General features: G+C 61.7%; 8 protein-coding genes. 2 read left to right on the top strand and 6 right to left on the bottom strand.

Annotated elements, in window-relative coordinates; all coding sequences use genetic code 11:
- Positions 1-2 precede the first annotated feature (2 nt).
- Both U0034_RS26775 and U0034_RS26770 read right to left on the bottom strand, forming a co-directional pair.
- Positions 3-971 carry an RHS repeat-associated core domain-containing protein gene (locus U0034_RS26775; RefSeq protein WP_158243582.1) on the bottom strand — a complete coding sequence of 323 codons (969 nt, stop codon included), beginning with the start codon at positions 969-971 and terminating at the stop codon, positions 3-5.
- A gap of 87 nt (positions 972-1,058) precedes the next feature.
- Positions 1,059-5,513, bottom strand: coding sequence for an RHS repeat protein (locus tag U0034_RS26770; protein ID WP_085228876.1), 4,455 nt, complete (start codon positions 5,511-5,513; stop codon positions 1,059-1,061).
- 402 nt (positions 5,514-5,915) lie between these two features.
- Here U0034_RS26770 and U0034_RS26765 point away from each other — a divergent pair, with 402 nt between their 5' ends.
- Positions 5,916-6,797 (top strand): RHS repeat-associated core domain-containing protein, encoded by an 882-nt coding sequence (locus U0034_RS26765; RefSeq protein WP_085228875.1) that lies wholly within the window; start codon positions 5,916-5,918, stop codon positions 6,795-6,797.
- Positions 6,798-7,194: 397 nt separating this feature from the next.
- Here U0034_RS26765 and U0034_RS26760 read toward each other — a convergent pair whose 3' ends face one another.
- The 4 genes from U0034_RS26760 to U0034_RS26745 form a co-directional block, all read right to left on the bottom strand.
- Entirely contained in the window at positions 7,195-8,031 is an 837-nt protein-coding gene (locus U0034_RS26760; RefSeq protein ID WP_085228915.1) for an ABC transporter permease, read from the bottom strand.
- A 48-nt stretch (positions 8,032-8,079) separates the two neighbouring features.
- On the bottom strand, positions 8,080-9,339 hold the full coding sequence (locus U0034_RS26755) for an ABC transporter permease (RefSeq protein WP_176072563.1): 1,260 nt from the start codon (positions 9,337-9,339) through the stop codon (positions 8,080-8,082).
- 160 nt (positions 9,340-9,499) lie between these two features.
- Positions 9,500-10,495, bottom strand: coding sequence for an ABC transporter substrate-binding protein (locus U0034_RS26750; protein WP_233212083.1), 996 nt, complete (start codon positions 10,493-10,495; stop codon positions 9,500-9,502).
- A 134-nt stretch (positions 10,496-10,629) separates the two neighbouring features.
- Positions 10,630-11,730 (bottom strand): ABC transporter ATP-binding protein, encoded by a 1,101-nt coding sequence (locus U0034_RS26745; protein ID WP_085228913.1) that lies wholly within the window; start codon positions 11,728-11,730, stop codon positions 10,630-10,632.
- Positions 11,731-11,859: 129 nt separating this feature from the next.
- Between U0034_RS26745 and pdxR the strand changes: the two genes are divergently transcribed.
- Entirely contained in the window at positions 11,860-13,407 is a 1,548-nt protein-coding gene (gene pdxR, locus U0034_RS26740) for a MocR-like pyridoxine biosynthesis transcription factor PdxR (RefSeq protein ID WP_085228872.1), read from the top strand.
- Positions 13,408-13,501 lie beyond the last annotated feature (94 nt).

The following is a 13,501-nucleotide window of genomic DNA, read 5'->3' as shown; positions in this document are numbered from 1 at the left end:
CTTCATTGAGCATACCCCGGACGCATCGATGGCTGGGCCGCCACGGGCGTTGGCCACGCCGGTCGCTGCTCCGGCCGCGCCTCGATAATCGCGACGTCCGCAGGCTGTGGGTACCCGAACGCGGTGCGATAGCTGCCCGCTTGTGTCGAGCCGGCAGGAAGCAACCGCTCCTCAAATGCGGGCTGCGCCCCTGGGCCGCGTCCGATCAACGCTTGGATCAACGGGGGCAGCCCAAAGTACAAGGCCGCACTCGCGCCTTGAACCACCAATTGTCCGGCTGCCGCACGCACCACCGTTCTAAGGACTGGCCTGCTCAACCTGGCACCCGCTTCAACACTATAAGAACCCATCTTGGCGATGCTGAGCGCCGCCTCCGCCCCGCCGGTCACCAAGCCGTCGATGACGCCCACACCGAGCGAGGCATAACTCAGGTCTTTGCTGGCCGTTTCGTTCCCTTTATAGTCCTCGACGTCCGACGCGATTGCCAACCCTCCACTGACCATCGCGAAGGCACTCGCCACGACAGCCAGTCCTACGCCCAGGGTGGCAAAAGCCACAGCAATGCCGATGACCGTAAAGTCGATATCCAGGACGATCCGCGCTACCAGTTGATCTCTTGCCGTGGGTAATGACGGCTGTTGATCATTCCACGTCGGAAGTTGCGGCAAGCCCATCGATGTCATCATTTCCTGATCGATGCCCCCCATCCCCCCCGGCAAGAATTCGCGTATCGTATTCAACGTCAAGAATACGCCCCATAAAAAATCGTGCCCGCTGGGATCGACACCGTTGATGGGATTACTTGCGCCATAGACGTAAGGGTTGGCGCCACCTACCCCAAACGGACTGAAGTCGTCTTGCGCTGCGAAGCGCATCAGACCTGGCATGTACAGGCGATATCCATGGCCGAGCGGGTAGCCGTTCGTCACGCAGTCGCGGCAGGCCGCGGTAAATCCTTGCTGTATTGTCATGGCATGCATCCCCTTCAAGGCGGCTCACACGATCGACGGGAGTGCGGCTTGCGAAGCGGTGAACCACAGGTACCCTGCATTCATTGTCTACGTGGCCTTGGGAACAGGCTCCTCGCCATACGCGGAATATGCCCGCTGTTGGGGAGCACCGGCCTGGTCGTTGCTTGCCGTGAGCACCGATCCTAATCGATCGGTACCGAGCAGCCAGGCGCCGGCCTGCTCGCCTCCGCCATTGATCTGCGCCGCGGGCGCTCCCGAGAGCGAGCGGAGCAAACGCATGCTGTTGTCTCCCTGAACGAGATTGACCAGCTCATTCGATCGATAGTAGAAGCAAGCCGGCGACTGGTTCGGGTCCGAGGAGGTCTGCACACCCTGGCGGTGGAAGGGGTCGTAGCCGTATGCGCCGGAGAGTCCGGTCAGCGTACTCTCCGCCGCGCGGACGCGCCCCAATGGATCGTAGCTCAGCGTTGTTCCCTGCCCGTCGTTTGTAATGCGCCCAGCGTTGTCGTACTGAACGTCGAATGCTGACGGACCTGCTCTCGTACTCGAGTTGGCCCCTCCGAGAAGACGGCATGGATCATCGTTGTAATCGAACGTGAAAGTCGTGGTGTTGGATAGCGGGTTGCCGCTCCCGAAGCTCGTCACCACCGCCGTGATGTTGTTCAACGCATCGAGCGTGAACGCCTGCTTCATCAGCGTATTGCCGTATCGGTCCGCGAACGACGGAAGATTCGATGCGCCCGCATTATGTCCGTCCCAAATCGTGAGGCGATTGCGTTCGTCGTAGGAGTAGATTTCGGCGCGACTCCCTTGGCTGTTGCTTCGCTGCACCACCCGTTGAGCAAGCAGGTCGTTTCTTTGCCAGGGGTTTTGTGTGATCGTCCAGGTGTCGCTACCGTCCGCGATGACGCGTTGCGTTTCGCGGCCAAAATCGTCGAGGGTGAGCGTGGTGCTGACCGTATGGCTGCCCGAGGTGGCCACCCAGCCCGTCAGTCGTCCGGCGAGATCGTATTGAGGCGTGACCGACGTGGAGCCATCCGAGACGCTCTCGATCCTTCCATTGCGATCCCGCGAGATCGTGGACGTGGCTTCGTCTACGTGAACGTACGTGCTCAGTGCTCCGCCGATCGTGTACGTGTAAGCCGTCTTCCGCGAGGGTATGTCCTTGCCCCTGACGGTCGCATGTTGTGCGGCCGGCGGCGTGTACGTTATGGTCTCCCCTTGCAGACGTCCCGAGGCGAATGCGTTGAATGTCATGCCGGACGTTTGCGTCAATCCTTCAACCGTCATGCTCGAGCCGGCGTTACCGACAATGCCGGAAACCGGCTCGTAATGGTAGTTGTGCGTGACGGCACTGTCGATCGACACTTCCTGCAACGCCTCGTCCAATTCGTAGACGTATTGATACTTCCGCGTGTATCCGTCGGGCGTATCGACCGCACTCGGCCGCATGTACCCGTCTTTTACCGTGGCGTCATAGGGGTAGTGGTACTTCCAGGCGCAGCCTCCCACCGTTTTGTCCACGACGCGCCCGAGGCCATCGAAATGTCGGCTGCCGACCGTACAGGTGCCTTCGAACGGCGCTTTGGCCGGTTGCCCGGGTTTGCCGGTTACCTGGATGCTCTCAACCCACTTCGCAGGCGACTTCGGGCAGTAACCGCTGATTACCGACGACGTCTGCCTGGTCGTCTTACCGTTCGGCAGCTGAATGGTTGTAGCCGGCAACGTGGTGCACGTTACCCGCCCCCACCCATCGTACTCATAAGAGGTGGTTCTACCGAGTTCGTCGGTATCGGCTATGACCCAATACAGGCCGTTGTATTGCCGGCGGCGTAAACTATAGGATTCAGCTACGTCAGGCGCCGACGCGCTGTGGCGGCGCTCCACCGTCACCGGCTTCCGGCTGAAGTTGTAGTCGTACGTCGTCACGTTCCATCCGGTAGTCAACGTGGTTTTTTGACCATCCGACGACACACCGATGCGCGCCGCGCTCATCATCTTGTTCACCGGATCGTAAATCGACATATCCGTGGTGTTGTCGCTATAAGTCACTTTGCGCGTGTGACCCCAGTTGTCATACTCGATCGCCGCCGTGGAGAGCGTATAGGTCGCCGTCGTCTCCCCTTGCTTATTCACGTCGTAATCCAATACCGCGCGTGACGACAAGCGTCCCATACTGTCGTAGCCATGCTTTTCCATCGCCCACCACTTCGACTTCCCGTTCGTCACATCGACCGCATTCACGTGGCGCTGGATGACGCGATTCAGGCCATCCTGCGTGTAGCAGACCTTATTGCCCCTTGGATCCTGGGTACGAACCTGCAGCGGATACGTAGCTTCGTCACCGAGCAGCGTCCCGTTGATAACGTAGGCGTAGGTGAGCGTGTTCACGTACCCGGAAGTACTCGTCGCATTGAGCATGCGCTGCGTCAGCCGCCCCAGGTTGTCGTAGGTGTAGATCGTGGCATTTCCGAGCGTATCGATTTCACGCAGCGTGCGAGTGGTGGACAGCGACATCGTATGGCTGGTCGTCGCGGTAAGCACGCCTGCCGGATGGCCGGTCTTCGGATCTGCTTGAACGTCCGGATCCTGTACGGTTACCGTTTGGGTAGTCGTCAGTGCGCCGAGGCGAACGGTCGAGGGCGATGGATAGGCAAACGTCTGCCCGACATACTGGTACGTGGCGGTGGTCGTGTAGCTTTCGCTGGACACGGAACGCTTACCGTTGGGATAGTGCGTGAATACCTGCTTCGTCACCCGCCCGGCATTCAGGCTGCCCTCGGCGTCATAGCTGTTGACCGTCTCCGAGAGCACCGTACCGCCGCTGGTGCGGGAGGCGCCAGCCTGCAACACGAGACCGTCGACATATGACTGATTGAACGACATCGCCGGCGTTGCCTTGGCGTAGGTGTAGTTGGTTTGTTGAACAGGTGCACCGGGTACCACGGAGGGCGACGTCACGGTACTCGGATCCACCTTTATCGACTTCGTAAACCGCGTAAAACCGTTGGGATCCTTGGGGCAGAGCAATATGCTGCCGGAGTAGTTGTCCTGGCTCCCATCGTAGTACTCCCAGGTCGTGGTCAGGCCGTTCGGATCCGTCTTGCGCAACGGATTGCCCCACTTGTCCCAGCCAGGTGTCATCTCCTGATCCTGACCGTAGTGGGTGGTCTCGACACAGCATGGATCGCTGGCGGGATCCACACCGTCCACCCAGGTCATCGTTCGGGTCAAGGGAAACTGAAAATAGGCGCAGCCTATGCTGTCGTACGGCAGATTATGGTTGCCGTAATAGCTGGTTGCCGTGATGATGGTCTTCGAGCCCGTATCGGCCTTGCCATTGCGGGTCACGACCTGCCGAGTCTGCAAATGAAACTTATCGAAGGTGTAGGTCGTGACACAATCGCCGCAGGTCTGCGTGGATCCATACGTGTAACCGCCACCAGGGTAGTCGTACAAGTTATCGCGGTTACTGGCCCAGCTCGAGATAGTCGTGCCACCAGCCACGAAATTGGTGCCAGTCGTCTGCGACGTATACGCGAACGTCGTCGTAATCGGGGGTTGCCCGCCCTTCGGATCCTGTTTGAGGGTCGTCACGGCACACAACGGGTTCAGGGCGGCCGAAAGCGGAAACTTGTGAATGGACGCGTAGTCGACGTGTTCTGTCATGCCGCCAGGCCCGGTCAGATCTGTCAGCCACGAAAGGTCACTACCGTTAGGGTCGGGGTTCGCCACGGCGCTATATCCCAGCGTCCAGACCAAGGATGGGCTGACGCTCTTGTTTTCGACCTTCATTAGCAACGTATTGGTCGGGTCGTACGTGAGGTCCACCTCGTAACTTTCCGGCGTGCCGGGAAAGAAAGTAAAGTTTCTGTTGACGCCGCTATAGACGACGCTCAGCAGGGTGGTCCAGTGTCCATTGATGTCTCGCGTGTCATCTGTAATCGACTGGAGCTGAGGGTTGCGCGATGCGTCATACGTCCACTGGAACGTCAGCGCATGTCCGGCAGGATCGACCATGAGCTGCGGCAACTTGAGCACGCCCCCCATGCTGGGCCCCATCAAGATTTCGATGTCCCCCGATTTATGGATTACCTTATAGCAACTGGTAATCGGTCTCTCCCCCTGCCAAATGATCGAACAGCTGTCGTAGCGCTTGAATCGAATGTTGTCCAGGCTGCTTTGTACGAGCGGAAGTACAACGCCACCGTCGGCGTCAACCACGCGCGCCGTCGAAGGCGAGTCGAGGACAGGGTAACTCTCGCCGGTGGACAGCATCAGCATCTGGTTCGCGGAGTCATACACCGAAAAACTGAACGAAACGCCCGATCCGAGCCCCAGCCCTTCGCCCTGGCTGCCTTGGATCGTTCCCATCGGGCGGTAATCGATTGCGATCGGCAGCACTGGGCCCACACCACGATTACCGGTGAGCCGGCCTAACGTAATGTTCGCGCCATAGAGCCCCGTACGCGGATCCACCTGCCCCGCGACGGTGTTCGCGAAATTGCCCGCTTGGGAAACGAATGTCGGAGCGGTACTCATGATCGGAAGCCTCCTGCGCAGGAAGAAAATTCACCGCAACCTTCAGGCTCGCTCGCCAAAAGCGTCGCTTGATATGCGGCGGCTCTACCCGGCTTGCGCCGCAAACTACTGTCGCCCGAAAGCGCTGTGGAGGGGGCCACGGTCTCTGCCTCCAAACTGTCGACCAAACCTAACCCAAATCTTCGCCTTTCGCGCTATTAAAACTAATGGGTTCCGCTTTCCATCGGGAGGCCTATAGTCGGGTAACGAACGCGCAAGCTCGGGCTCGCGTATCTGCCTTGGAGTGGAGTACTCGCCTATCGGCAAACGCTGAAGCGCGTATCCGGCCCCTCGCCGGGCTCGGCGGCATCCGCGAGGCTGCGCTCACATATAGGATCGACGCATACGCTGGCGAGAAAGATCATGGACAGTACGACCGCGATTGGCTTCGAAGGCGAGCGTCAAGATCCTGTGGCTCTCGCGTATCCATTGGGCGACGGCTATCGCTGGTACTTGCCTGGCTTAATGCGCTTTGCCGCTCCCGATAACCTGAGTCCGTTTCAGATTGGAGGCGTCAATCCCTATGCGGACTGCGCCGATGACCCGATCAATGTCCGCGATCCATCGGGCCACGCGCCAACAAGCTCTCTGCGCATATTCGGCGACTTCACGGAGAGTCTGGAGAGACTGGTAGGCGACGACCTCGAATCGGCGAGCGTCGCCGGAATGGACTCTCTCGCATCCAACGCATCAGGAAGCGAAGCCCCAGCCGCGGAATCAAGAGAACGAATTCAGGCACCCTTCCTTTCGCTTCATATCGCATTGAAAAGCCGGGATACGGACATTCTTGGCATGACTCGTCGCTTGAAGCTCGAGAGCTATTGGGACGCAGGTTCAGGGTACGAAAAATTCGACGAAATGCGGAGCCTGGCGCCCGGAGAGGGGCTCATGACCAACCCGATCAAGACTGGATTCCGGCTTCTTCCTCGACAGAAAGACAGCTATTCCGCCATTCTGACATTCAAGTATCTGGATACGGCCGAGAGCGATCAATGGAGAAATATCAAGGTCAGCTTCGATATCGTTGGAGAGCCGCATCCCAAGCCGACAACCTCTCGATTCATAAAATTCATTCGAAGGGAATCGAACAGCTCCCCCAATATCAGCATGCGCTTGCGCATTAAGGACGAAGACAATCCGGACGCTTTCCTGCGCGACTCGAAGCACAAGCACGTGATCGATCCGACCGCCGCAAACAACAACGCATGGTTTCAACTGCTCATCGACCCGCTTCCGCTTCGATGATCGGTTACGGCGATCCCGTATGCTACGTCAACCGCAAACGCTCGGTCGCGCCGGAAAATCATCACGCGTCACTTTCGCCGGGCCCATTCTCCGGCATCGCTCCAGCATCGATCCACCGCGATGCAGGCTTTCGCCGAAGCCCGCGCAACGTCGGATTCAATCGTTGGGCCGCCGCCTATCGGCTCGTCATCGTCTACCCCCAGACGCGGACCACAAACGACAACTACGGCGGATGCTGGGATTGGTGGGGTTATACCGGGCAACAGTTCGATACGCGAACAGGGTCGCAATGGCGTGGCTGCAGAATCTGATCGCGAGGCTGTCGGGGCAGGCGCCGCTCGCCGAAACGTCGAAGCAATAGCGCTCCGGCTGGTGCCCGGCCGCCCGGAACGCTTGCTTATGCCACCGCCCGGGCCGCATTTCTGCCTCGCAACCACTCGAGCGCAAGCAACAGGCAAGTCGAGAAAACGATCAGAATCGTCGCCAGCGCGGCGATCGTCGGCGTGATGTTCTCGCGGATGCCCGTAAACATCTGCCGCGGCAGCGTCGTCTGATCCGCACCCGCCAGGAACAGGGTGACGACGACCTCGTCGAACGAAGTCGCGAACGCGAACAGGGCTCCGGAAATGACCCCCGGCGCAATCACCGGCAACGTGATCCGAAAGAACGTCCGCGTCGGGTTCGCGCCGAGCGACAGGCTCGCCCGCACGAGGTTGCCGTCGAAGCCCTGCAGCGTCGCACCGACCGTGGTCACGACGAACGGCACGCCCAGCGCGGCATGCGCCATGATGAGGCCCGTGTACGTATTGGCCAATCCAAGCGGCGCAAAAAACAAGTACATGCCCACGCCCACCACGATCACCGGCACGATCATCGGCGAGATCAGCACGGCCATCAGCAGGGCCTTGCCGCGAAAGTTGGCTTTCGCCAATCCGAGCGCGGCCAGCGTGCCGAGCACCGTAGCGACGAACGTGGCTGCCGGCGCGACGATGAAGCTGTTTTGCGCGGCATGGCGCCATTCATTCGACAAAATCAAATGCTGATACCAGCGCAGCGACCAGCTCGGTATCGGATAAACAAGAAACGTGCTCGACGAAAACGAGAGCGGCACGATGGCGAGCACGGGCAGCACCAGATAAAGCAGCGTCAATACGGCAAGCCCGCGCAGCCCGAAGTACCACGCTCGCTCGACAAACGACGTGTGCGGCGCAAAGAGGGGTTTCGAAAATCTCATTGTCGGCTCCGATGCGTTCATCGGTTCATCGAAATGTCGTGGCGGTAATCAAAGGCTCGGCTGAGCCCGCGTGAAGCGCCCGTACACGGCGTAAAGCACGAGCGTGGCGGCCAGCAGCAGCCCACCGAGCGCACAGGCCATGCCCCAGTTGATCGTCACGTTCGTGAAGTAGGCTACGTAGTAGCTGACCATCTGATCGTCGGGCCCACCCAGCAGCGCCGGCGTGATGTAGTAGCCAATCGCCAGAATGAAGACAAGCAACGCGCCCGCGCCGATGCCCGGATAGGTCTGCGGCACGTACACGCGCCAGAACGCGGCGAACGGGTGGCTGCCGAGCGAGACCGCCGCGCGCTGATAGCTCGCCGGGATCGACTTCATGACGCTGTAGAGCGGCAGAATCATGAACGGCAGCAAAATGTGCGTCATCGAAATGTAGACGCCCACGCGATTGAAAAGCAGCTCGAGCGGCGCATGCGTGATGCCGAGCGCCTGCAGCGCGCGATTGACGAGCCCTTCGTTTTGCAGCAGCACGATCCAGGCGGCCACGCGCACGAGAATCGATGTCCAGAACGGAATCAGCACGAGGATCATTGCAAGGTTCGCGCGACGCTCGCCGAGCGTCGAAATCCAGTACGCAAGCGGGTAGCCGAGCAGCAGCGCCGCGAGCGTCACCACGGCGCTGATCACGAACGTGCGCCCGAATACGCTCAGATAGATCCGCTGGTCAGGATCGGTTCGCTCGATATGACCGAAAGCGTCCTGACGGTGATCGAGCGAAGCCAGCAAATAGAACGGCGAATAACGCGAGCCGTTCTTCGCGATCGCCCGCCAGTAATGCGGATCGCCCCACCGCTCGTCGAGCTCGACGAGTTTCGCGCGCACGGCATCGGGCCCGAGCACATTGCCGGCGTCGTCTTTGAGCGGCATCGCTCGCGCCGTTTTTGCCACGAGCGAGCGATAACCGGGAATCTCCACGTTGAGGCGGCGCCCGAGCCCACCAAGTGTCTCGCCATCCTCGAGCGCCGAAAGATCGGTCGCGAGCGCCGCGTAGGCCGCGGCAGGCGGAGCGTTCGTACGATCCCAATGGCGCAGTTGGGCGACCGTCTTCGGCAACGCTTTGGCCACCTCGGGATTTTCGACCGCGCGCGTCAGCAGCGCGGCGATCGGCACGACGAATACCAACAACAGAAAAATCGCGAGAGGCGCGACCAGCAACAGCGCCATCGCGCGTTTGCGCGCAAGCGCGGCTTTCAACTCACGCTTCAAAGCAGCCGTCGAAGCGGCACTCGGCTCGCTCGTCATAGGCATCGTGTTCACGCTCATCTCCTGCCCTTGCCTCTGGCTTGTTACCTGTTTCCGCGGTTTTCCGCTGTCCTGCCCTGCCTTACGCTGTTCCAGCCGCCACGCTTACCGCACGCGCTGCCGGCGCATTGCCGGGCAGCGCGTGCGGCGTCACAGCCGCTTCACTTCACTTCGATGCCCATGCGGCGAAGCGCTGCTCGAGTTCGTCGCCGTAGTCGGTCCAGAACGCCGCGTCCTGCAGCACCGCGCTCTTGCCGTTGGCAGGCGAGTTCGGCAGATTCGAGAGCGTCTTGGCATCGAGCGACTTGATCGCATCGCGGTTGACCGGACCGTAGGCGATATGCTGCGCGTATACCTGCTGCGGCTTGGACGACACCGTGTACGCGATGAACTTCTCGGCCAGCGCCTTGTTCGGCGCGCCCTTCGGAATCACCCAATAGTCAAGATCGTAAATGCTGCCGTTCCAGACCACCTTCAGGTTCTTGCCTTCGCGCTGGGCGGCATCGATGCGGCCGTTGAACGCCGACGACATCACCACATCGCCCGCCACGAGGAATTGCGGCGGCTGCGCGCCCGCCTCCCACCACTGGATGTTCGGTTTGAGCTGATCGAGCTTCTTGAACGCGCGATCCTGCCCAGCCTTCGTCGCAAGCACCTTGTAGACTTCCTTCGGCGCGACGCCGTCGGCCATCAGCGCGAATTCGAGATTGCCGCGCGCACCCTTGCGCAAAGCACGCTTGCCCGGAAACTTCTTCACGTCCCAGAAATCGGCCCAGCCGGTGGGAGCGGTCTTCAGCTTGTCGGCGTTATAAGCGAGCGCCGTCGACCACACGAAAAAGCCCACGCCGCAGGTGCGCGGCGATTCGGGCACGAGGTCCGATTTGTTCGCGATCTTCGCCCAGTCGAGCTTTTCGAAGAGGCCTTCGTCGCAGCCGCGGCCGAGATCGCCCGATTCGACTTCGACAACATCCCAGTTCACGTGCTTCGCCTCGACCATCGCCTTGATCTTGGCCGTCTCGCCGTTGTATTCGACGGCCGTCAGCTTGTCGCCCATCTGCTTTTCGAACGGCTGGTAATACGCCACCTTTTGCGCGTCCGCGTTGGCACCGCCGAAGTTCACGACGGTCAGTTCGGCCGCATTCGCGCCGGCCGCAACGGCCATCGCGCACGCGGCAGCGGCGGCCAGCGAACGTGTCAGGGTAATTTTCGTCTTCATCTAGGTTCTCCTCTACGTGGAAGGGTCCGCTCCCGAACGGCAAAGCGGATGGGCGATTCGGGCGTGCAACGCGCGGGGCTTCAGGCGAAAACGCGCAGATGCTCGGGGGCGAACTCGAGTGCGACCGGCGCGCCGGGCACGAAGCTCGAAAGCGCCTCGTTGCCCAGCGGTACCTTGACGAAACATTCGTCTTGCTCCGGTACGGCGCAACGCATGCGAACGTGGTCGCCGAAATAGATCAACCCGCGCACCTCGCTGGACAATGCGTTGCCGGCTCCCTCGGCGGCGCCATTGCCGTGCGACGCCAATCGCAGCCGCTCCGGCCGGATGCAGGCCACCGCCTGCGTGCCAGCGCGCGCGTTGCCGACGTTGCGTCCGACCACCTGCGTGCCGTCGCGCAGCCGGAGCCTGCAAAACTCGCCGTCCACGTCGTCGATCGTGCCGTGCAGCCGGTTGCTGTCGCCGATGAAGCTGGCCACGAACTCGTTGCAAGGCGTTTCGTAGAGCCGGTCGACCGTATCGAGCTGCTGCACGATACCTTTGTCGAACACGGCAACGCGATCGGACATCGTCAGCGCCTCGCCCTGGTCGTGTGTCACGTAGACGAACGTCACACCGAGCTTCTCGTGCAGGGCTTTCAACTCGTATTGCATGTGTTCGCGCAATTGCTTGTCGAGCGCGCCGAGCGGCTCGTCCATCAGCACGAGCCGCGGCTCGAACACGAGCGCGCGCGCCAGCGCGATGCGCTGCTGCTGGCCGCCCGAAAGCTGGGCGGGGTAGCGCTTCGCAAAACCTTCCATGCGCACCATCTTCAGCGCGTCGTTTACTCGCGCCGCCCGCTCGGCCGCGCGGACATTGCGCACGGTAAGCGGATACTCCACGTTCTGCGCCACAGTCATATGAGGAAAGAGCGCGTAGTTCTGGAACACCATGCCGATGTTGCGCTTGTGCGGCGGCACTGTGTTGAGCAACTGGCCGTCGAGCCGGATCTCGCCGCCGGTGGGGAATTCGAAGCCGGCCAGCATCATGAGGCAGGTGGTTTTGCCGGAGCCCGAGGGGCCGAGCAGCGTCAGGAATTCCCCCTGATAAATATCGAGGTCGAGCGCTTTGACGACGAGCGTCTCGCCATCGTATGTCTTGCGCACGCCGCGAAAACTCACGATCACGTCTTCCGTTTTCATGGCTGGTGTCTCCTGCTTCTTCCTGAGTGGCTCCATCGACATGCGGTGCTCGCATATCCTTGGCGATCCAATATAATCGGTTACGGCTCCACCAAACGGAACCATTTCATTATTCCGAGAGGAACCACTTTGGATACCATCATCCTCTCCGACTGGCTGGGTGCGCGGCTCGAGCGCGGCACGGCCGAGCCGATGTATCGTCAGGTGCTGCGGCTCGTGCAGCAAGCCATTCTGACCGGCCAGCTAGCGCCGGGCACGAAGCTGCCCAGCTCGCGTACGCTCGCCGAAGACCTCGACATCGCACGCAATACGGTGCTGCGGGTCTACGACCAGCTAACCGCCGAGGGCTACGTGCTCTCGACCACGGGCAGCGGCACCTACGTGGCCGATACGCGCCCCGATACCGCGGCTGTGCACGCGCGCGCCGGCACGCGCCCGGGCGCCACCGGTGGGCCCGTAGCCGGCGCGGCTGGCACAGCCCCGCAGCCCGATACCACCAACGTGCTCTCGGGCCGCGGCCGCCAGCTGATCGCTCGTGCCGGCGTGGCGCCGAAGCAGTGGGGGGCGTTCATGCCGGGCGTGCCCGACGTCACCGAATTTCCGTCGCGCGCCTGGAGCCGCCTGCAGGCGCGCCTCTGGAAAGAGGCGAACCCCGAGCTCCTGACCTACGCGCCGGGCGGCGGCTATCGCCCGCTGCGACGCGCGCTATCCGATTATCTGCGCGTGGCGCGCTCGGTAAAGTGCTCGCCCGATCAGATCGTCATTACCACGGGTATTCACCAATCGATGGATCTGGCCGTGCGGCTGCTCACGGACGTGGGTGACCGCGCATGGGTGGAAGAGCCCTGCTATTGGGGCGCGCGCAGCGTGCTGCAATCGGCGGGGCTCACGCTCGCGCCGGTGCCCGTCGACGAAGAGGGCCTCAACCCGCGCGAGCGTTCGCTGAAGGACCCGCCGAAACTGGCGCTCGTCACCCCCTCTCACCAGTACCCGCTCGGCATGGTGATGAGCCTGGCGCGCCGCCGCACGCTGCTCGAATACGCGCGCCAGCACGGAACGTGGATCCTCGAAGACGACTACGACAGCGAGTTCCGCTACGGCGGCAGGCCGATCGCGTCGTTGCAGGGGCTCGACGAAGCGGGGCGCGTCATCTACGTCGGCAGTCTCGGCAAGATCCTCTACCCCGGGCTGCGCATCGGCTACATCGTTCTGCCGGAGGCGCTCGTCGAGACATTCCGGACCGGGCTTGCGGAGCTCTATCGCGAAGGGCAGCTCATGCAGCAGGCCGTGCTCGCCGAGTTCATCATGGACGGCTATCTGACTTCGCATGTGCGGCGTATGCGGGCGCTTTACGGCGAGCGCCGTCAGATGCTCATCGATGCGATTGCCGCGCGATTCGGCGATACGCTGCCCGTCATGGGCGACGAAGCGGGCCTCCACTTCGTGCTCGGGCTGCCCGAGCAGGTCGACGATCGCAAAATGACGGCCGCCGCGCTCGCCGCAGGCGTGATCGTGCGGCCCCTGTCCAACTACTACAGCGATGAGGGCGTGGCCCGGCGCGGCCTGCTGCTCGGCTATGCCTGCGTGCAGAATGCGCGCATCGCGCCCGCCTTCGATGCGCTCGCCGGCGTGATCGAAGCGCAGATCGATAGCGCGGGGGCGGCGCGCGCCGCGTGAAAGGGTGCGGCGCGCCTCCATCGCTACGAGGAACGACTGTGCCGGCACCGACGGCGCAAAGGCACAAAGGCCCGGGGGCGTAAGAACGCAGCAA

Source organism: Trinickia caryophylli (assembly GCF_034424545.1).
GTDB lineage: Bacteria > Pseudomonadota > Gammaproteobacteria > Burkholderiales > Burkholderiaceae > Trinickia > Trinickia caryophylli.
Note: the sequence above shows the minus strand (reverse complement) of the source record. Positions and strands in the feature narration are given on the sequence as shown.